The organism is Anaerococcus sp., assembly GCF_030825785.1.
Classification (GTDB): Bacteria; Bacillota; Clostridia; order Tissierellales; family Peptoniphilaceae; genus Anaerococcus.
Map to the genome: position 1 here is coordinate 1 of NZ_JAPJPG010000018.1, position 18,919 is coordinate 18,919.

The following is an 18,919-nucleotide window of genomic DNA, read 5'->3' on the forward strand; positions in this document are numbered from 1 at the left end:
GTTGCATATAACGTTTTCCTTAATACTAAATCAAAATGAACTTCTAATAGATATTGAATTTATATCCTAAAAAATTTTGTTTTATACCATTAAGAAGTAAAAAAGATTTTAAGAAATGAAACAAATTTCATATTATTGGAAAAGTAGTTAACACAAAAAATCTAAGTTTCTAATTTAACATCCACGATTCGAAAGAGCAAATATTATTATCTTCTTTAATAAATTCCTTTATTTCTGCTTCTATTGTTTCTATAGATTCCTGTTGATTTATATTCATATACCTACTTTTTATTTCATAACATATTCTAGGAGAAGGCGGCTCGTTTAATGTATAATATGTCAAATTTTTATTAGAATTCATAGCAGCGTTAATAACTGACATAGGTGCAACCGCCCATCTTCCAGGAACATTTAAATATCTTTGAAGCAGAGACCCAGTATTAACTTGTATTAGAGGATAATCATCAGGATTCCAGTGGTAAGTATGCCATTGATAATAATCTAGACCCCAATTTAGGTATACTTCATTTTCAATTTTCAAGTCTTTACACATTTGATTATTATTGTATGGACTATCTTTATGACATACAAGGTACATTAACTCTCTATAAATTGGAATAGATATTACATCTGGATGAGAAATCTGACTGAAAACAAATCCTATATCAGATGACCTGTTAGCAATAAGATCATATATTTCTCCAGAATGATGCGTATTAATGCACAATCTTATATTAGGAAACTTATCTAGATGATTCTGAAATAGCAAAACAAAAGTATAATTATTGACAGCGTCTACGCTCGCTATATTTAAAGTTTTTATATCAGCTCTATTCTTCAGATTTTTTGTCTCTCTCTGCAAAGCTAGCCATCTATTAGCAATTGATATAAATGAAGAGCCATAGGGAGTTACAACTATATTTCTTTGACCTTTTTTTCTAATTATTAAGTGAGCACCAATCTCTTCTTCTAATTGTTGTATTCTACTACTCACTGTAGATTGTGAAACATATAATTTTTTTGCTGCAGATGTAATATTTCCACACATAACTACAGATAAAAATGTTTCTATATGCTCTTGATTCATATAAGCTCCTTGTAATATAATATTAGTAATACCGATATTATATTACTATTTTAGCGGAAATACAAATTTACTAATCACGATATTTATTAGTTAATGCTTTGTTTTTATTTATATTCGCAGAAGAAAATTAATAATTTACAATTATAATTATTATATTATTCGATATTAAATACTAAAATTATTCGTTTTACAGGATATATTTGAGATGATATAGTTAATATGTAAAACGATTCCATATATAGGCGATTGACATCATTGAAATATTTATGGAAGACAATGCAAAGTGTTTTGAAAGGAGTAATTTATGAAAACGCAAGATCTTATAAAAGATTTTAAAAAAATGGACACTGCAAGCGTATCTGATGCTATGGATAAATTAGGTATTCCTTGTGGGTTACTGGGATTGCAAGCTGTTGTTAGAGGAAACAAAATTTGTGGCGAGGCATACACTGTACACTATATCCCTTGCGGTTCATTAAAAGGAACAGTTGGTGATTTCATAGATGATGTAAGTGAAGGACAGGTCGTAGTAATTGATAATGCTGGAAGAAATTATTGTACAGTTTGGGGAGATATTATGACTTTCACTGCTAAATTCAAAAATATTGAAGGAACAGTTATAGATGGCGTTTGTAGAGATGTAGATGGAATTGAAGAAATAGGTTATGGAATATATACTAAAGGAAGATATATGGTTACTGGAAAAGATAGAGTAACCGTAGATAGTATAAATGTTCCTATCAGTATTTCTGGGGTCCAAGTTTGCCCAGGTGATATTATTTTAGGAGACGATTCAGGTGTAATTGTGATTCCTAAAGACCGAGCAGAAGAAGCACTTGAAATTGCTAAAAGTATCGAAAGTACAGAACAAAAAATAATTGAAGAAGTCAAAAAAGGAAGCAGCTTAAAAGACGCTCGAAAAAAGCTAGGTTACCACAAGTTGCAAACTAAGCAAGATAAATGATGGAGATTTGTTATGGATAAACAAAAAAGTAAGTTTGCTGCCTTATTTTCACTTTCAGCAGTAATGTATGGCGCTTATGTAGGACCTGGTTTTGCATCAGGTACTCAAACTGTATCTTATTTTAATAATAAAGGATGGATAGGTGTACTCTTAGGTCCAGCTATAGCAGGATTGCTATGTTTCTTGTTTAATATTTTATTATTTGAGATAAATAGGGTATACAAACCAAATTCATATCGTGAAGCGTATAATAGTATTTATAAATCAAAAGGATTGCAATTGTTCTTTGGTAATTTCAAAGAATTACAGGTAATAGTAGTAGTTTTAATTGCTCTTTCTGCACAAATATCTACCACTGCTGTTTTACTAAATCAATTATTCGGACTCCCACAAATAATAGGAATCATCGGATTTTGCGCTTTGGTTCTTTTCTTTGCACTTTGGGGATCAGAGGTGTTAAGAAGAGTTGGAACAGTACTTGGCTTTGCGATACTGATTATATGCATTTATGTAGCTATAATATGTATTGGAAATGCCACTCCTCAAGCTTCAAACTATCTATCTATGCGCGTTTCCTATACAGAATACGGATTTAATGGACCTAACGCTTGGTTTTCTATGTTAATGATTGTAGTATTTTTCATGAACGGATACGAAGCATGCGTTCCAGCCTCAAGAGGAATAATTGAAAGTCGAAAAGATGTATTTGTACAATCCCTAATGACTTCATTATTATGCTCAATATCAACCATGGTATTCACATTCATATTCGCAGCTGGAATGCCTGGAATTTTAAAAGAAGAAATACCTACATTATGGGCCATAAATAACCTATCATCTTCTGGATGGATTTCTAAAATTTTGTATGTTGTCTTTGCAATAGCTGCTATGTTATCTAGTTCTGTTGCATTTATATTTACCGTTTGCAATAGATTTGAACCTATAATAAAGAAAAATTGGAAAAGTAGTACAGCATTTTCTCGAAAATTCGTAATAGCTATAATATTTATTTTAATTTGTACATTTGGATCAAGTTTTGGTCTTTTAAATATAATAAAATATGGATATGGTACATTCACTACAATAGTTGGTCCAGTAATGTTGATTCCTCTAATAGTTAGTGTGCCATATAGATTATGGAAAGATAGAAACGACGGAATCCTAGACGATAATTATAATTTAATATATGAAAATATAGAGGATTAAATATGTATTTAACAGATGATTTGAGAAAAAAATTAATTAAATTGCCTACAGGAAATATTGCTGATAATAATAATTCCACTCCTAACCAAGGCGTAATGGATACTGCAATAAAACCTGTTGATAGAAGTATGAAAATGATTGGCAGAGCTTTCCCAGTTAAATGTTTTCCTGGTGATAATTTAGCTTTTCATCAGGCTATATATGAAGCTAAACCAGGAGATGTATTAGTGTTTGATGTACATGGTTACTCTAATGCAGGACATTTCGGTGATATTTTGGCCTCTGCTTGTAAGTTGAGAAATTTATCAGGAGTTGTAATAGATGGAAGTTGTAGAGATTCAGAAGATATTAAGGAATTAGGATTTCCCGTATTTGCAAGAGCCTTTAATCCTTCTGGCACTGTAAAAGAAAGCCTTGCTATATTAAATACTCCAATTCATTGTGGAGGTATTCAAGTCAACCCAGATGATATTATTTTTGGGGATTGTGATGGAGTTGTTGTAATCCCAAAAGAATATGAAGACAAAGTCTTTGAAGATGCTATTAAAAAATTCGAACATGAGCTAGAAATAATAGAATTACTCAAATCTGGTAAGTCTACATTAGAGATATATGGATTTGATAAATTGATTGAAAATAAATGTAAATAGTTCTATAAGTTATCTTAATAATTCACAAATAAAAAAAATTTAAAATTTCACATAGGTTTTAGTTCTAGAACTTATTGTTCTTTGTCAAATCGTGTTGGTAAACAATAATTAACCAAATATTTTTCCATGGATAGGATTTCTTATCCATGGAATTTTTTTCATAAAACTCTAGCTAAATTGAATATTTTTTCTAGCTTAATTCAACTAAGTTTTTTGTTAAAAATATTCTACTTCTGAAATTAACAATTCTTCTATAGCCAAAAGCTATCCTCTTTAAAACCTTAATAAAATTGTTTATATCCTCAATTAAACATTGGAATACTCCTAAACAAATGAATTCTCAATTAAATCAGTATTGCTTAGACAAGTTTCTATCGATATCTTCATTCTATCACTTACATTATCCTTAAAACTTAATAAATGCTTCTTAAACATCTCAAAATCTCTATGTACAATGTCAGATCTAATACTTTGATAACAATAGTAAGTATTCTCTAAAATATCATAAATATCTAAATATCTTTGAACTACATATAATTCAAACGCGAAAGCTTCAGGAAAATGAATTCTCTTAGTAAAATCAACACAGTCCAATAAATCATCTGCCTTCAAAAAAACTTCCAATACCTCTTAAGAAAAGGAAGATGTACATTCTCAAACACATTAATAACATTTCCGGTGGGATAATCACAATAAATAAAGCTTATAGAACCTTTATTATCCCTGGTTGACTTAAACTCATCAAAACACAAATGAAATGAGGTAGACTTAAAATCAACATTAAAGCTATTAGTAAATCTATCCATAACCCTAGTAACGGTATTGGTAGAAATAAAGAAATATCCTTGACTGACCTCTTCTTAGTAAGACCGTAGATAATTTGTTCAGGAGACCAATGCTCATTAATTTTTATAGTTAAATAATCAATAACATTTTTAGAAAATTTACTTTTCCTATGACATTCTTTCCTTCTATCAATATATTTTTCGTTTGCTTTTATCGGAAAGTATTTAGTGTAATTTCCTCTACTATTTATTGTTTTCGAAGAATTTCTTTTTATTTCTCGAGATATTGTACTAGGTGCTCTTCTAAGTGCTTGTGCAATTTTCCTTATACTCATTCCTAAATTTAAAAATTGATAAATACAAGCTCCCTCTTCTATGGTAAGATAATTATAGCTCATGGTTAATTGCTCCTTTTAATATGCTTTGTTTGGTCACTTACATATTAACATAGCTGATTAGCTATGAGTTTATTTTATGTTGCACTTGTTATGATAAATTATTATTAAAAAAAGACACCAAATTTTTGGTGCCTTCAGTTAGTGTTTTCCATATAATCTAGCCAAAATCAAAGCTCCCTCGGAAGGGTTTGCGTAGGGTTTTTCTATTTTTATTTTGTTTTTAGACTTTTCTTCTATTTTCTTGATTAGCCTATCTCCTAGGTTAAAGACTCCTCCTGAATAAGATACCTTTACTTCTTCCTTAAAATTTAGTCCCTTTATTATTGAATCTATGACTTCTGCGGCTTCTTTGGATATTTCTTCTAAAAGCACCTTGCAATATGGATCTTCTTTATCCAAGGCTTCGGCAAATATTCTAGATAGGGAAGCTATCTCATCTCTTTTCATCTTCTCTGCCTTATCAATTATTTCCATATCTTCCTTAAGATCTAGCCTTTCTCTTATGATATCATAGAGGATAGTCTTATCACTCCTTCCATCACTCATTTTGGTAAAATGATTGAGTAGCTTTAGTCCTATATAATATCCACTCGCCTCATCTCCCAAAAGTGGTCCCCAGCCACCAGATCTCATGGAATTTCCCTCTTCATCTACACCGTAGCCTATTTGTCCAGTGCCTAAGACTAGATTTATACCAGGTTTTGCATTAAGACTTCCTGCCCAGCCATTTACGCAGTCGTTAGCCACCTTAAATCTATCTGAGCCAATTGCCTCTCTTATACCTTCATCGATATAACTTTCGGTGTCAGGATATTGGCCGTAACCCGGAGCTGCCACGAAGGTGTAGAGGATTTCTTCTGGATCTATACAAGCTTTCCTACACACTTCTCCCACTCCTAGCTTCATTATTTCAAAGAATTGTTGTTTCGTAACTTGTTTTGGGTGAATAGTGATTTGCTTAGACTCAAAACGCTTTCCATCTACATCCAAGAGAAAGGCAGTCTTGGTCCCTCCTCCATCTACTCCTAGATAAATTTCTCTTGTCATATTTTCTCCTCATTTCGTAATCTTTTAATTCAAATATATATGAAAAAAGAAAGTTTGTCAACACTTTCTTACAAAATCAAACATTTTCATAAGCTAATTTATAGGATTCAGCTAAAAACAAAGATAATGTTTACCTACAAATCTTTGTCTAAGATGATATAATGAGACTAAGGAGTTAATATGAAAATTATTTTGGCAGTTGATAAGAATTGGGGCATCGGCAAGGATGGACAGATGCTTTTTCATATAAAAAAGGACCTTAAGCATTTTAAGTCCTATACTTTAGGGAATATCTGTATCATGGGCAGAAAAACCTACGAATCCATAGGAGGAGCCCTTCCTCATAGGGAAAATATAGTTCTTTCTAGAAATAAGGATTATAAGGCAAAAGATGCGAGAGTATTTACAGACTACCTTGATGTCTTATCCTATGTTAAGGAAAAGAAAGAGGAAGCCTTTGTTATAGGTGGGGAGAAAATCGTAGAACTCTTCCTTAAATATTGCGATGAGGCCGTCATTACCAAGATTTATGAAAACAAAGAAGCCGATAGTTTCCTTCACAATTTTGATCAAGATGATGAGTGGTTCCTAAGCGAAGAATCTGATATCATGGAAGAAAATGGGGTATCTTTTAGATATGTGAGATATAGGAGGAAAAATTATGGAAAAAATTGAAATTTTTGTAAGCGATAAGTGTCCTGATTGCACTCTGATCATGGCAGATTATGACAAAAATCCTGATAAGTACAAGGGAATTAGCTTTTACAATATTACCGACTCTATGGCAAATCTTAAGAGATTTCTCTACTTTAGAGATAGGCTGGAAGGCTTTGTTGAAGTGAAAGAAGCCGCTAGAGTTGGGGTTCCTTGTAAGGTCATCGATGAAAAGGAAGTGGAATTTTTATAAAAATATATATGAATTAATTAAACAAAAATAATCGCCTCAGTTATTAGCTAGGTCAAAGGCTAATAATGGGACGATTTTTATTTTAAGGCAAGTCTTATCTTATAAAATAATTTAATTAAATAAGGATAGCTAAAGACTGATAGGTCCTAGCCTAAAATATCCTCCATTTTCTCCTTAAGCTTTCTCGTATCCTTGTAGACATTTGGGCTATCCATTATGGCCCTTACTACGCATATGCCATCTGCCCCAGAAGATTTTAGAACGTCGATATTACTGGTATTGAGTCCTCCTATGGCGTAGACGTCTATAGATACCTTGTTTTTTATTTCCTTAAATGTTTCTACACTGGTTCTTTTGGTCTTAACGTGGGTTTTGGTATCAAAGATTGCTCCTACTCCAAGATAGTCCGCTCCGTCCTTTTCCGCCTTTTGGGCCGCTTCGACAGACTTTGCAGTCGATCCGATTAGGGCATCTTTTCCCAAAAGCTTTCTTGCTAAATCTACAGGCATGTCTTCTTGGCCTAGGTGGACTCCTACTCCCAGAGTCCAGGCCAGGTGGGCCTTATCGTCAATTAGCATAGGGACTTTGTATTTTTCGCAAAGGGCCTTTACCTTTTTCCCTAGTTCTAAAATTTCCCTATCAGGTCTATCTTTTTCTCTAAGTTGAAGGATATCCACTCCTCCCCTTAGGGCTTCTTCTACCCTCCTTAGAAATTCTACTTCGTCATATTTATCTGAATTTGTTACTAAATAAAGTTTTGTCAAAATTCTACCTCTCTTATATCAGCTCTTTCGCTTATAACTTCATCTTCTATCGTAGAAATTTCATCCATAAGATTTACAAGAAATGTTCCTAGCCTATCGGTATTTGCAAGCTCTGCAGAAACCTCAAGAAGGACTAGGCCCATAAGGGATGCTTCTATAGGATCTGTAACAGCCATAAAGCTAGAAATTATTCCTGTAAGCATACAGCCTGTCGCTGTAATTTTAGAAAGATTCACTACTCCGTTATTTACTACAAAATACCTATCCTTACTTATCAATAGGTCGGATTTGCCAGTAATTAGGATGGTCGAATTATATTTTTGACATAGCCTTCTTCCTATTTGGGCAAGACTATCTATATTTTCTTCTCTTATTTCATCCTTCTTTCCTACATCTATGCCCAAGGCCTCGCTTTTTTCTCCAGCAAGGGCCTTAACCTCCGAGCTATTTCCCTTTATCAAATCGAAATTATATTTTCCTAAAAGGTCATTGGCAAAGGTCAGACGAAGGGTGGAAGCTCCGACTCCCACCGCATCTAAGGCTAAGGGAATGTTTTTCTTACTAGCACATTGACTAGCCTTTCTCATAGCGACCATTCTCTCACTTGTTATATTACCCAAATTAAGACTTAAGGCCTTGGACATATTTACAATTTCTGAAACTTCATCAGGATGAGCTGCACAAATCGCCTTAGCGCCAGTTGCAAGAATCCCATTTGCCACCATGGTTATGGCTATGGGATTGGTTATGGCATGGATTAGGGGTGAAGTATCTTCTAACTTCTTCCTATTTAGCAAAATCTGATTTAGATTTTTCATAGACATTGACTCCTAATTTCTTTTGGATTGGGTAGAGAGCCTTAGCCCTTTGTAGGGTTTTTAGGAAGATAAAAGCAACCGTCCCTCCTATAAGTGTAGCTATCAAAAAGCTTGGAAGGTAGAAGTACCAGGTGATATCTCCCTTGCCCCAAAGAAGGGACATAACTGGGTAGGATGCTATTGATCCAATAATTCCTGTTCCTACAATCTCTCCTATAACACAAGCAAGTATTGATCCCTTGCTCTTCCTATAAAGAAAACCTGACAAGAAGGCACCAAAGACTTGCCCTGTTATAGCAAGAGGAGGAATTCCCATAAGACTCATACGGATAGCAGCTGTAATGATTCCGTTTAGTAAGCTATACCAAGGTCCTAGAAAGACTGAGCAAACTATATTTACAAAGTGAGCTGTAGGAGCAAAGCCCTCAAACCTTAGGATTGGAGAGATAATAACTCCGATTGCTACAAACATGGACATAGTTACTAGTATTAGAATTTTTCTTTTGTTTTCCATACTTCTCCTATAAATTTATATAATCGGTAAAGACTGGTGTCATGCCGATTTTCTTGAGGTCCTCAAAGGCTTGTTCGGTAGAACGGCTATCGTCAATCTCAAACTGCTCATCTCCTTCATCAGCACTTCTTTTTGACCTGTGACCTATAGAAGTATCTACTGAAGCAGAGATTTTAGTAGCCGCATATTTTACTGCCAAGTCCCTAAAGTCTTTAGACTCACGTGTTGAAAGGGTAATAGAGGCAAAAGGTAAAAATATTCTAATTGCAAGCATGATTTGGAAGAACTTCTTGTCATCAACTATATTAAAGTCAAGAGAATCGTCAGCCCCGTGGGTTGGCCTAATCCTTGGAAGAGAGATTGCAATTTCTGCCTGAGGATATTTTCTTTGAACTTCCTTGGCATGGATGGCAAGCTTAAAGGCATCTTCTATAGGATCAGAAAGTCCAAAGAGAGCACCGAAACCTACTCCCCTAAAGCCTGCCATAAGGGCACGCTCTTGGGTGTCGATTCTATAGTTAAAGCTTCGCTTATGCCCTGCGGGATGATAGTAGTCGAAAGCTTCCTTGTTGTAGGATTCCTGAAAAACTGTAACGAAATCCGCCCCAGCCTCTCTTAATTTCTCATAAGAATCTACGTTAGCTGGATAAACTTCGATTCCAACAACCTTAAAATATTTGCTGGCAATTCTACAAGCATCTGCTATATAATCTACAGAAGAAAATCTCTCGCTTTCACCAGTGAGGATTAGAACATCTTCAATCCCAGTTTCTGCCAAAGCCTTCATCTCTTCCTCGATCTCTTCTAGGTTAAGCTTGGCTCTTTTGATGTCGCTTTTTGCCCTAAAGCCACAATATCTACAAGAGTTCTCGCAATAGTTAGCTATATAGATTGGAGAAAATAGGCATACATTATTGCCAAAATACCTAATCCTAGCGTCTCTTGCAAGCTCTGCCATCTCTTCTAAGTGATTTTCTGCCTTATCGCTTATGAGATTGTAGAAGTCTCTTTCTGAAAGATTTTTCTTATTAAGACTTGCTAGAACGTCTCCCTCACTTACCTCGATATCTTTTACTACATCGTAAGCTTTCTCGATTCTTTCTTTTATATCTGAGTCGATTATATCCATTTCTGGGAAATAATCATTTACGCTTTTAATATTCATATCAGTCAAAAAAGTCCCTTAGTGGTGATGATGGATCAGCACCCTTATCTAAAACTCTACCTGGTCTTGCAAGGTAGGCGCATCTTCCTGCCTCGATTCCAAGCTTGAAGGCTTTCGCCATCATAGTAATATCAGATGCACTAGCAATTCCAGTATTGGCCATAATAGCAGCAGCTCCCATCTCCATTGCTTCTGCAGCATGGCTTGGAACTCCAATTCCCGCATCGACAATTACAGGAAGATCAATCTCATCTATTATGATTTTGATAAAGTCCTTGGTAGCAAGGCCCCTATTTGATCCTATAGGACTTGCAAGTGGCATTATTGAGGCAGCTCCCGCATCCCTTAAGTCTCTTGCAAAGTTTAGGTCTGGGTACATATAAGGAAGAACTACGAAGCCTTCCCCTGCTAGAACTTCAGTCGCCTTTAGGGTTTCGGCATTGTCTGGCAAAAGATACTTGGTATCTCTCATGATTTCAATTTTTACGAAATTGCCACAACCCATTTCTCTAGCAAGTCTTGCTATCCTAATTGCCTCATCGGCATTTCTTGCACCAGATGTATTAGGAATTATGGTAACTTCCTTTGGAATATAGTTTAAAATATTAGCAACATCCTTGGTATTAGCTCGTCTTAGAGCCACAGTAATCATCTGAGCTCCCGCAGATTCTACTGCAGCGTCTATTAATTCTGGTGAGTATTTACCAGATCCTAAGATAAATCTGGACTCAAACTTCTTATCTCCTAAAACTAGGTAATCTTTATTTTCCATTTGCTTCTCCTATTATAGTGTTAACAGCATAGAGGGCTTCAAGACTCGCAATAACAGCAACACGCGGTAAATAGAGCCCGCTTTCAGGGCTTGTCTTAAAGTCACCTATCATAGTCACATTGTCAATCTGTTTTATTTTTATATCTTCTAGCCCAGCTAGTCCAGAAAGCCCTGATGCAATTATAAGTTTCTTGCCTTTTTTTCCTAAAAAATAATCAAAAACTAAAGACTTCATTTCTTTTTTATCAAATGCTTCAATGAAAATATCAGTCTTTTGACTAATTACATCTAGATTGTCCCAATTTATTTTTATATCATGCTCATAGATATTAACATAGGGAATGGCTTCTTTTATTTTTTTCTTAGTTTGTTCTACCTTAGACTTTCCTAGGTCATCAATACCGTAATTCTGTCTGTTTAGGTTTGAATACTCGACCTTATCGAAATCGTAGATATGAATGTTTCCAACTCCACATCTACTTAACTCCATAGCTATATTAGAACCTAAGCCTCCGCAACCAAGAATCGAAACCGACGCCTTTTCCAATATTTTATTCACACTAGGCTCTTGTCTTTGTAAAATTTCTTCTCTTAAATTCATATCAACCCCCTCCTACAAAGGAAAAAACCTCTATCTTTGATTCATCTTCAACTACAAAGTCCTCAAAGTCTACTTTCTTTACAAGCTTACTATTTACTTCGCAAGCAAGAAAATCTGGGTCATAATTATTCCTTAAAAGAAAGTCTTTAAGATTTTCCTCTTCAAGAAAATTTACTTCCTTATCGTTTAACTTAATCACAAAATCACCTCCTCAAAAAAGGCACAAAAAGGACAACCATACCCGAGGTGGTATGCCCCTTTGTGCCAATTACATCACTTAGCTATTGATCTTAAAGTCTATTTTAAGTATAAAAATAGACCCCTTCTAGGGGTCTTTAAACTTTTGCTTTATAATAACTTAGCTTTCTTACGCAGGTTTTAACCTAACAAGTTTAAAGGGTTAATGGATAATCCATCTCTCAGCTATTGCACCCCTAGCTACTTACATTATAAGATAATTCTTTTTATTTTTCAAATTTTTCTACCATCTTTGTATTTTTTATACTTAAGATAGGCATTTGCACTCATTAAAAGAGCCGCTATCAATACCAGATAAAAGTAAGGTTTTGATTTAACATATTGATAGATTGTAAGAACATATAAGAGGATAGCTGATACTAGACTCGTTATAAATTCCATCAATTCAAAGTTTTTTAAATTCATATTAGATAGTCTGGTCAAGTGTCTTCCATGATAGGAGGGCACACTTTACTCTTTGTGGCATGTTTTGGATGTTCTTGAAGGCTACTGCATCTTCTAAAAGCTCTAGCTCTTCATCTGTAACATCTTCTCTTTTGATCATTCTTACGTAGATATCAGCAAGTTTTTTGGCTTCTTCCTTAGTCTTTCCAACTATAATATCACACATAACGCTAGTTGCAGCTTGGCTTATTGCACAACCATCTCCAGTGAAGGCTGCATCTTTTATGATATCTCCATCCATCTTTAATTGAAGGACGATCTCGTCCCCACAGGATGGGTTGTGGCCTGGCTCTGTGATATCCGCATCTTCTAAGTCGTGTCTATTAGCTTGATTTCTTGAATGATCTAGTATTATTTGACTATAAATTTCTTCCATATTCATTATAAGCCCATCACCTTTCTTACATTCTTTAACTCTTTGGCAAAAATCTCTGCTTCTTCCTTGGTATTGTATATAGAAAATGATGCTCTAGCTGTTGCAGATATGCCTAGATATCCGTGAAGTGGCATAGCACAATGGTAGCCGCTTCTTACAGCTATTCCCTTGCTATCAAGGATTGTAGCTATATCGTGTGGGTGGATGTCTGTAAAGGTAAAGGATATTACAGATCCTGCCTTGCCATTTGTCGGATAGAAGATTTTGATATTTGGGATGTCCTTTATCAAATCATATGCATAGGAAGTTAATTCATGCTCATAGGCAAATATCTCATCCATGCCAATTTTTTCTACATACTCAATCGCAGCTTTTAGTCCAAGAACTCCTCCTACATTTGGAGTTCCAGCTTCAAATTTGATAGGTGGCTCTTGGAAAGTAGACTCTTGTTCATAGACATATTCTATCATATCTCCACCGTAGTTGAAAGGCTCAAGCTTATCTAAAAGCTCGTATTTGCCGTAAAGAACCCCAATTCCCATAGGCGAGAACATCTTATGTCCTGAAAAGGCTAGGAAATCACAATCTATATCTTTCACGTCTGTTTTTACGTGAGGTATAAGTTGGGCTCCGTCTACTATTGATATAGCTCCTACTTCGTGGGCCCATTTTGTAATAAGCTTTGAATCGATAAGCTCTCCTGTAACATTGCTTGCTCCAGTTACAGAAACTATCTTAGTCTTCTCGTTGATTTTATTTTTCAAATCGTCGTAGTCTAGGCTGTAGTCCTCATTTAGGTAGGCATAGACAAGTTTTGCCCCAGTCTTTTTCGCTACCATTTGCCATGGAACTAGATTTGCATGATGGTCTAGGATTGTAATTAGAATCTCATCATCTTTTGTAAGCTTGTTTAGACCATAAGAATAGGCCAAAAGGTTAAGGGACTCTGTAGTTGATCTTGTAAATACAATCTCAGAAGATTTTCTAGCTCCTATGAAGTCTTTGACAACTTCTCTAGTTTCCTCGTAAGCTTCTGTAGCCTTCCAGCTTAGAAAGTGGGCTCCCCTGTGAGGGTTGGCATTAGAATATCTGTAGTATTCGTCAACTGCATCTATCACACAGGCTGGCTTCTGGCTTGTCGCTCCTGTATCTAAGTAAATAACTTCCTTTCCCACCTTTTCGCTATCAAGGTAGGGAAAGTCAGCTCTAATTTTTTCTACATCAATCATAAATCATACCCCAGGTTCATTTGGTGAACTTTTTCTCTAATCTTATCTCTTAAAGCTTCTTCTTCAATATTATCAATAGCTGGAGCGAAGTTTGCTTCAAGCATCATAGCTTCGGCTTGTTTCTTGCTAAAGCCACGGCTCATGATGTAAAATAACATTTCCTTATTTAGTCTACCTACGCTTGCTGCGTGATTTCCGGAAACTTCCCTTTCCTCGTTTAGAAGGATTGGGGCAGACTTGTTGATTACATCATCTGAAAGCATCATAGAATAGTCGCCTATTTTGCCGTCAGCCTTGTGGCAGCCTCTTCTTAGATCAACTACTCCCTTGAAGTTTTTCTCAGCCCTATCTTTTAGGGCGCCGTTGAACATACATTCTGAGTCAGTATCAGTTCCAAAATGCTCGTTAGTAGCTAGTAGGTCTAGGAAGTCATCTCCTTCTTTGAAGTAAACTCCCTTTTGGATAACCCTAGACCTATCTCCCTTAAGGATATTGTCGATATTTACAAGACTCTTGCCAGCTCCAACTTCTATATAAGTGATATCTAATATAGCGTCTTCGGCAAGGTATGTTCCAATAGAGTTTAAGTTTGTAGCATCCTTACAAAGATTTGTTACTACTACAATTTTGACATAGGAATTCTTATCAAGTTTCGCCCTAATTCTTGAGTTAAGGAAGATTTTTTTTGAACCATCATCGAAGATATTTATCAAAAATGATGACTTGCTAGCTTCACTCGCCTTGATATCGATGTTTGACACTAGGATATTATCGTCCTTATTTAGGTCAAATTCGATAAATTCTGTTTCTCTTTCTCCCTTAACATCAAAGTTATAGGATCTGTTTCTAAAATCTTTATTTTCTTTTTCAATTTTTTCGGAAATTCCAAGATTGTGACCCTCAAAGGCTTCTTCGACTTCGCTTATTTCTGATAAGTTTTCTGCCTTAGAGGTTTCTTCTATATTTTCTATATTAACTTTATCTTCTTTTAAATAATTTAGTCCGAGACTTGCCCAAGTTGGCATTCTCATTTCGTTAATTCTTGCCATCAGCCGTTTGCTCCTTCCAATTCCATATCGATAAGACGATTCATCTCGACAGCATATTCTAGTGGAAGCTCTCTAGAAATTGGTTCAGCAAAACCTCTTACAATCATTGATTTAGCTTCTTCTTCAGGGATTCCCCTGCTCATTAGATAAAAGATTTGTCCTTGGTCGATTGAGCCGATTTTGGCTTCGTGGCCACAGTCTACATCATCATTTCTTATATCTAATACAGGTATGGTATCTGATTGGGACTCTTCTGAAATCATGAGGTTCTCACAATCTACTGTAGATCTAGAACCAGCTGAGTTTTTCTTCATCTGAACGAGAGACCTTGTCATACTCTTACCAGAACCTGCTGTAATTGATTTTGTAAGAGCAGTTGAATAAGTGTTTGGAGCAAGGTGAATCATAGAACAACCATTATCGATATATTGGCCGTTGGATGCAAAAGTAATTCCTGTATATTCTGCACTAGCCCCTTCTCCTGCAAGAACGCTTGTTGGATAAAGCATAGAAACCTTAGATCCGAAAGAACCTGATACCCAAATCACCTTGCCGCCTTCTTGAATGATAGCTCTTTTGGTATTTAGGTTATACATATTCCTTGACCAGTTTTCTATAGTTGAAAATCTAACTTCAGCGTTTTTGCCGACAAAAATTTCTACAGAACCTGCGTGGAGGTTGACTACATTATATCTTGGGGCAGAACAGCCTTCTATAAAGTGAACCTTGGCATTATCTTCTGCTATGATCATTGTATGCTCGAATTGGCCTGCTCCTGGGGCGTTTAGCCTGTAGTAGGATTGGAGAGGAATATCTACCTCAACTCCTTCTGGGACATATATTAATGATCCTCCGCTCCATACAGCACCGTGAAGGGCTGCGTATTTGTGAAGGGTTGGAGGAATGGCCTTTTGGAAGTAGGCCTTTACTATATCCTCATGTTCCCTAAGGGCTGATGAAAAGTCCATAAAGATTACACCTTGATCAGATAGGTGTTTTTGGATTGAGTGATAAACTTCTTCACTATCGTATTGGGCACCAACACCTGCAAGAGACTCTTGCTCAGCTTGAGGTATTCCAAGTCTATCGAAGGTATCTCTGATCTCTTCTGGGAGAGCTTGCCAGTTAGATTTCTTATCAGACTTTGGTTTTACATAAGTTGTGATATCGTCCATGTTTAGCTCAGAAAGGTCTGGTCCCCAAGAAGGATTGTCTATCTTTTCAAAAAGAGCAAGAGACTTTAGTCTCCTTCTTCTCATCCAGTCTGGCTCATTTTTCTTCTTAGAAATCTCATTTACTATATCAGCATTTATACCCTTGTCAGTTATATCTGCATATTCAAACTCATTAAAGAAGTCGTAGTATCCTCGATCTAGCTCCTTTAATTGATCTTCAATATTAATTTCTTTCATCTTATACCCACTCGTATCCTTCTTTTTCAATCTTATCCATGAGGCTATCGTCGCCTGTTTCTTGGATCTTACCATCTTTTAGGATGTGTACATAATCAGCCTTGATATTTGAAAGCAACTCTCTGTGGTGAGTTATGATAACAACTGCATTATCTTCGCTTAAAAAGTCCTTAATACCTTCACTTACAATCCTTACAGCATCCACGTCAAGACCTGAATCTGTCTCATCTAGGAGGGCAAGTTTTGGATTAAGCATCTTCATTTGAAGAATCTCTGATTTTTTTCTTTCACCACCAGAAAATCCTACGTTTACATATCTTGTAGCGTAATCATCGGAAAGTTTTAAATCTTTCATCTCTTTTGATAATTCCTTGTTAAAGGCAAGGATTGAAGGTTTCTTCCCTTCTCTTTGCTCTTTGGAAATCCTCAAAAAGTCGTTAAGCTTAACTCCTGGAATCTCATCTGGATGTTGGAAGCTCATGAAAATCCCACGTCTAGCTCTCTTATCTACTGACTCTTCAGTGATATCTTCTCCTTCAAAGAAGATCTTTCCTTCTGTAACTTCATAAACTGGGTTAGCCATAATTGTATTCATTAGGGTTGATTTACCAGAACCATTTGATCCCATTACAACGTGAACTTCGCCCTTGTTTATCTCTAAATCTATACCATCTAAAATCTTCTTATCTCCAACGGATACGTGAAGATCTTCTATCTTTAATAAATTAGTCATCTGCACCTCTTTTTATTCTTTCAAAAATCTATTTAAAGTATACTCTTTTACTAGGGATTATACAACTATCCCTCTAATCAATTTACCCTAAAGAAAGGTAAAAATAAACATCTGAGATGAATCTTTGTAAGGTAAGATAAATTTTCTAACGGAAAATAATTCTAGTAATACAAAAAATACACACAAAAAAACGAGCTAAACTAATAGTTCGTTTAATGTGAAAGTATTATTATTAATAATCTGTAAGCTTATTCTCAACTAAGTCAATGAGTGCACTTACAGCTTCATTTTCTGATTCACCGTCTGCTCTAATAATTATCTCATCGCCTTTAGAAGCACTCATGCTAAGAACTGACATGATAGACTTTGCATTGTAACTCCTACCAGCTTTCTCTACTGTGATGTCACATGGGAACTTAACGGCTTGTCTGATAAAAATAGATGCTGGTCTAGCATGTAAACCTATTTCATTAGAAAGTGTTACTTTTTGTTCGTACATAGGTACCTCCTTTTCTTTAATAATATACTTATATATTACTAGATAATTAATGAAAATGCAAACGTTTTTTATATAGTGGGCTAAATCGTTTAAATTTAAACGAATGATAGATTTTTTACAAAATTATTTAGAATAAAATTTAGAATTAATAAAATTCTAAAAAAGTGGCCGAAAGTTTACTCTCTGCCACTTGATTTTATTCTTCTCTTTCAGAAAATTCCTTAAGTTTACCCAAGGCCTGATTTTCGATTTGTCTGATTCTCTCTCTAGATAAGTCGTAGATTTTACCTATTTCTTCAAGCGTCTTAGGCTTTTCGTTATCTAGTCCATATCTAAAGATTATGATTTGTTTTTCCCTATCTGTTAGTTGGTCTAGGGCCTTTAGGAGGAAGTTTTCCATGTCTTTTTCTAAAATTAGCATATCGACTGGAGTTGACTCATCTCCTACCATATCCATAAGCTCATCACCTGTCGAATCCTCACTGTCTAGGTTGATGTTAAGGGAAGTTGAGTTTACTTGGTTCCTGTTGATTAGGAAAAGATCATCGGCTTGTTTCTTATCGATTCCTTCCTTTTCCAAAATCCTATAAAGTTCCTCATCGCTTGCTTCTGGATTTGCCTTAAGAATTTGCTTGAGCTTGTTAAGCTTTAGGTATTTACCAGCAGGTATTCTTATAGTATGGCCTTCTTTGTTGATGGCCTTTCTTATAGCCTTATCAATCCACTTGTAGGCATAGGTTGTAAACTTATATCCTAGGGATAGGTCAAACTTTTCTGCCGCACGAATCATACCGAGCATACCTGATTGGACCAAGTCCTCTAGGTCTAGGTCGTTTCCGTGGGATCTAAAGAAATATGAGGCCCTACTTCTAACAAGCCCCTGGTTTTTTTCTACAAGGGCTGCTAGGGCATTCTGATTTCCTATTTGGAATTGTTCCACTATTTGCTCATTTGTAAGATCAGATAGCTCTATCATATCACGACGACTTATAGGCATGATTGAAGTTTTTGATACATTTTTATTTCTTTCTTCGAAGTCATCGTCTTCGTCTTCGTCATCATCCACTTCGTCTGATATAATATCCATTATCTCATCTTTTTCTTCTTCTGTTAAACCTTCAAGAATTGAGATGATCTCCTCTTCGGTCAAGTCCTCTGAGTTGAGATACTCTTTTAATTTCTCTAGGGTTTTTTTGTCTTTTAAATTTATTTTATCCATTTTATCACCCATTTGAATTTAT

24 protein-coding genes and 1 riboswitch are annotated in these 18,919 nt (G+C 35.4%); of the genes, 5 read left to right on the forward strand and 19 right to left on the reverse strand.

The features are described from left to right. Positions 1-169: 169 nt before the first annotated feature. Positions 170-1,087 carry a LysR family transcriptional regulator gene (locus RCH56_RS03920; RefSeq protein ID WP_306483692.1) on the reverse strand — a complete coding sequence of 306 codons (918 nt, stop codon included), beginning with the start codon at positions 1,085-1,087 and terminating at the stop codon, positions 170-172. A 304-nt stretch (positions 1,088-1,391) separates the two neighbouring features. On the opposite strand from RCH56_RS03920, the gene RCH56_RS03925 reads away from it, so the two are divergent. From RCH56_RS03925 to RCH56_RS03935, 3 genes are read left to right on the forward strand one after another with little or no spacing between them, the layout of a single operon-like run. Continuing rightward, on the forward strand, positions 1,392-2,051 hold the full coding sequence (locus tag RCH56_RS03925; protein WP_306483693.1) for an RraA family protein: 660 nt from the start codon (positions 1,392-1,394) through the stop codon (positions 2,049-2,051). Between the two features lie 12 nt (positions 2,052-2,063). After that, the gene (locus RCH56_RS03930; RefSeq protein WP_306483694.1) at positions 2,064-3,257 is read left to right on the forward strand and encodes a hypothetical protein; all 1,194 of its coding nucleotides are present in this window, start codon (positions 2,064-2,066) and stop codon (positions 3,255-3,257) included. A 2-nt stretch (positions 3,258-3,259) separates the two neighbouring features. Beyond that, positions 3,260-3,907 (forward strand): RraA family protein, encoded by a 648-nt coding sequence (locus tag RCH56_RS03935; RefSeq protein WP_306483695.1) that lies wholly within the window; start codon positions 3,260-3,262, stop codon positions 3,905-3,907. Between the two features lie 190 nt (positions 3,908-4,097). Here RCH56_RS03935 and RCH56_RS07605 read toward each other — a convergent pair whose 3' ends face one another. The 3 genes from RCH56_RS07605 to RCH56_RS03945 all read right to left on the reverse strand — a co-directional run bounded on the left by RCH56_RS07605 (position 4,098) and on the right by RCH56_RS03945 (position 6,137). Continuing rightward, positions 4,098-4,241, reverse strand: a complete 144-nt coding sequence (locus RCH56_RS07605) for a transposase (protein WP_373690233.1) — start codon at positions 4,239-4,241, stop codon at positions 4,098-4,100. A 369-nt stretch (positions 4,242-4,610) separates the two neighbouring features. Beyond that, on the reverse strand, positions 4,611-5,090 hold the full coding sequence (locus tag RCH56_RS03940; protein ID WP_306483696.1) for a helix-turn-helix domain-containing protein: 480 nt from the start codon (positions 5,088-5,090) through the stop codon (positions 4,611-4,613). Between the two features lie 138 nt (positions 5,091-5,228). Further along, complete coding sequence (locus tag RCH56_RS03945; protein ID WP_306483697.1) at positions 5,229-6,137, reverse strand: N-acetylglucosamine kinase; 909 nt, start codon at positions 6,135-6,137, stop codon at positions 5,229-5,231. Between the two features lie 180 nt (positions 6,138-6,317). On the opposite strand from RCH56_RS03945, the gene RCH56_RS03950 reads away from it, so the two are divergent. Further along, entirely contained in the window at positions 6,318-6,812 is a 495-nt protein-coding gene (locus RCH56_RS03950) for a dihydrofolate reductase (RefSeq protein ID WP_306483698.1), read from the forward strand. After that, entirely contained in the window at positions 6,799-7,044 is a 246-nt protein-coding gene (locus RCH56_RS03955) for a hypothetical protein (RefSeq protein ID WP_306483699.1), read from the forward strand. The genes RCH56_RS03950 and RCH56_RS03955 overlap by 14 nt, the downstream gene beginning before the upstream one ends. Before the next feature lie 146 nt (positions 7,045-7,190). On the opposite strand, the gene thiE is transcribed toward RCH56_RS03955, so the two are convergent. The 15 genes from thiE to RCH56_RS04030 all read right to left on the reverse strand — a co-directional run bounded on the left by thiE (position 7,191) and on the right by RCH56_RS04030 (position 18,909). Beyond that, positions 7,191-7,808 (reverse strand): thiamine phosphate synthase, encoded by a 618-nt coding sequence (gene thiE, locus RCH56_RS03960; protein WP_306483700.1) that lies wholly within the window; start codon positions 7,806-7,808, stop codon positions 7,191-7,193. After that, a complete protein-coding gene (thiM, locus tag RCH56_RS03965) occupies positions 7,805-8,626 on the reverse strand; it encodes a hydroxyethylthiazole kinase (RefSeq protein ID WP_306483701.1) in 822 nt (273 codons plus the stop codon). The genes thiE and thiM overlap by 4 nt, the downstream gene beginning before the upstream one ends. After that, positions 8,595-9,140 (reverse strand): energy coupling factor transporter S component ThiW, encoded by a 546-nt coding sequence (gene thiW / locus RCH56_RS03970; protein ID WP_306483702.1) that lies wholly within the window; start codon positions 9,138-9,140, stop codon positions 8,595-8,597. Before thiW ends, thiM begins: the two co-directional genes overlap by 32 nt. 7 nt (positions 9,141-9,147) lie before the next feature. Next, entirely contained in the window at positions 9,148-10,305 is a 1,158-nt protein-coding gene (gene thiH, locus RCH56_RS03975; RefSeq protein ID WP_306483703.1) for a 2-iminoacetate synthase ThiH, read from the reverse strand. A 1-nt stretch (position 10,306) separates the two neighbouring features. Beyond that, positions 10,307-11,077 carry a thiazole synthase gene (locus tag RCH56_RS03980; protein ID WP_306483704.1) on the reverse strand — a complete coding sequence of 257 codons (771 nt, stop codon included), beginning with the start codon at positions 11,075-11,077 and terminating at the stop codon, positions 10,307-10,309. Continuing rightward, on the reverse strand, positions 11,067-11,678 hold the full coding sequence (gene thiF / locus RCH56_RS03985) for a sulfur carrier protein ThiS adenylyltransferase ThiF (protein ID WP_105301532.1): 612 nt from the start codon (positions 11,676-11,678) through the stop codon (positions 11,067-11,069). The genes RCH56_RS03980 and thiF overlap by 11 nt, the downstream gene beginning before the upstream one ends. Before the next feature lies 1 nt (position 11,679). After that, positions 11,680-11,877, reverse strand: coding sequence for a sulfur carrier protein ThiS (gene thiS / locus RCH56_RS03990; protein WP_306483705.1), 198 nt, complete (start codon positions 11,875-11,877; stop codon positions 11,680-11,682). A gap of 148 nt (positions 11,878-12,025) precedes the next feature. After that, a riboswitch (TPP riboswitch) is annotated at positions 12,026-12,124 on the reverse strand. A gap of 25 nt (positions 12,125-12,149) precedes the next feature. Beyond that, positions 12,150-12,341: a hypothetical protein gene (locus RCH56_RS03995; protein ID WP_015778552.1), complete on the reverse strand. Its 192-nt coding sequence runs from the start codon at positions 12,339-12,341 to the stop codon at positions 12,150-12,152. Between the two features lies 1 nt (position 12,342). Next, entirely contained in the window at positions 12,343-12,762 is a 420-nt protein-coding gene (sufU, locus tag RCH56_RS04000) for a Fe-S cluster assembly sulfur transfer protein SufU (protein WP_306483706.1), read from the reverse strand. Then, complete coding sequence (locus RCH56_RS04005; RefSeq protein ID WP_306483707.1) at positions 12,762-13,985, reverse strand: cysteine desulfurase; 1,224 nt, start codon at positions 13,983-13,985, stop codon at positions 12,762-12,764. The genes sufU and RCH56_RS04005 overlap by 1 nt, the downstream gene beginning before the upstream one ends. Continuing rightward, positions 13,982-15,034, reverse strand: coding sequence for a SufD family Fe-S cluster assembly protein (locus RCH56_RS04010; RefSeq protein ID WP_306483708.1), 1,053 nt, complete (start codon positions 15,032-15,034; stop codon positions 13,982-13,984). The genes RCH56_RS04005 and RCH56_RS04010 overlap by 4 nt, the downstream gene beginning before the upstream one ends. Then, positions 15,034-16,446, reverse strand: a complete 1,413-nt coding sequence (gene sufB, locus RCH56_RS04015; RefSeq protein ID WP_306483709.1) for a Fe-S cluster assembly protein SufB — start codon at positions 16,444-16,446, stop codon at positions 15,034-15,036. The genes RCH56_RS04010 and sufB overlap by 1 nt, the downstream gene beginning before the upstream one ends. Before the next feature lies 1 nt (position 16,447). Then, positions 16,448-17,179, reverse strand: coding sequence for a Fe-S cluster assembly ATPase SufC (gene sufC / locus RCH56_RS04020; protein WP_105301526.1), 732 nt, complete (start codon positions 17,177-17,179; stop codon positions 16,448-16,450). A 232-nt stretch (positions 17,180-17,411) separates the two neighbouring features. Beyond that, positions 17,412-17,678 carry an HPr family phosphocarrier protein gene (locus RCH56_RS04025; RefSeq protein ID WP_306483710.1) on the reverse strand — a complete coding sequence of 89 codons (267 nt, stop codon included), beginning with the start codon at positions 17,676-17,678 and terminating at the stop codon, positions 17,412-17,414. A 196-nt stretch (positions 17,679-17,874) separates the two neighbouring features. Beyond that, entirely contained in the window at positions 17,875-18,909 is a 1,035-nt protein-coding gene (locus tag RCH56_RS04030) for a sigma-70 family RNA polymerase sigma factor (protein ID WP_373690232.1), read from the reverse strand. Positions 18,910-18,919 lie beyond the last annotated feature (10 nt).

Coding starts and splice junctions, on each gene's coding strand:
- RCH56_RS03920 (WP_306483692.1), bottom strand. CDS start 1,087: ATGAATCAAGAGCATATAGAAACATTTTTATCTGTAGTTATGTGTGGA.
- thiF (WP_105301532.1), bottom strand. CDS start 11,678: ATGAATTTAAGAGAAGAAATTTTACAAAGACAAGAGCCTAGTGTGAAT.
- thiH (WP_306483703.1), bottom strand. CDS start 10,305: ATGAATATTAAAAGCGTAAATGATTATTTCCCAGAAATGGATATAATC.
- RCH56_RS03945 (WP_306483697.1), bottom strand. CDS start 6,137: ATGACAAGAGAAATTTATCTAGGAGTAGATGGAGGAGGGACCAAGACT.
- RCH56_RS03940 (WP_306483696.1), bottom strand. CDS start 5,090: ATGAGCTATAATTATCTTACCATAGAAGAGGGAGCTTGTATTTATCAA.
- thiW (WP_306483702.1), bottom strand. CDS start 9,140: ATGGAAAACAAAAGAAAAATTCTAATACTAGTAACTATGTCCATGTTT.
- RCH56_RS03930 (WP_306483694.1), top strand. CDS start 2,064: ATGGATAAACAAAAAAGTAAGTTTGCTGCCTTATTTTCACTTTCAGCA.
- sufC (WP_105301526.1), bottom strand. CDS start 17,179: ATGACTAATTTATTAAAGATAGAAGATCTTCACGTATCCGTTGGAGAT.
- RCH56_RS04010 (WP_306483708.1), bottom strand. CDS start 15,034: ATGGCAAGAATTAACGAAATGAGAATGCCAACTTGGGCAAGTCTCGGA.
- RCH56_RS03955 (WP_306483699.1), top strand. CDS start 6,799: ATGGAAAAAATTGAAATTTTTGTAAGCGATAAGTGTCCTGATTGCACT.
- thiM (WP_306483701.1), bottom strand. CDS start 8,626: ATGAAAAATCTAAATCAGATTTTGCTAAATAGGAAGAAGTTAGAAGAT.
- RCH56_RS03950 (WP_306483698.1), top strand. CDS start 6,318: ATGAAAATTATTTTGGCAGTTGATAAGAATTGGGGCATCGGCAAGGAT.
- sufB (WP_306483709.1), bottom strand. CDS start 16,446: ATGAAAGAAATTAATATTGAAGATCAATTAAAGGAGCTAGATCGAGGA.
- RCH56_RS03995 (WP_015778552.1), bottom strand. CDS start 12,341: ATGAATTTAAAAAACTTTGAATTGATGGAATTTATAACGAGTCTAGTA.
- RCH56_RS04030 (WP_373690232.1), bottom strand. CDS start 18,909: ATGGGTGATAAAATGGATAAAATAAATTTAAAAGACAAAAAAACCCTA.
- RCH56_RS04005 (WP_306483707.1), bottom strand. CDS start 13,985: ATGATTGATGTAGAAAAAATTAGAGCTGACTTTCCCTACCTTGATAGC.
- sufU (WP_306483706.1), bottom strand. CDS start 12,762: ATGAATATGGAAGAAATTTATAGTCAAATAATACTAGATCATTCAAGA.
- RCH56_RS03925 (WP_306483693.1), top strand. CDS start 1,392: ATGAAAACGCAAGATCTTATAAAAGATTTTAAAAAAATGGACACTGCA.
- RCH56_RS03935 (WP_306483695.1), top strand. CDS start 3,260: ATGTATTTAACAGATGATTTGAGAAAAAAATTAATTAAATTGCCTACA.
- RCH56_RS03980 (WP_306483704.1), bottom strand. CDS start 11,077: ATGGAAAATAAAGATTACCTAGTTTTAGGAGATAAGAAGTTTGAGTCC.
- RCH56_RS04025 (WP_306483710.1), bottom strand. CDS start 17,678: ATGTACGAACAAAAAGTAACACTTTCTAATGAAATAGGTTTACATGCT.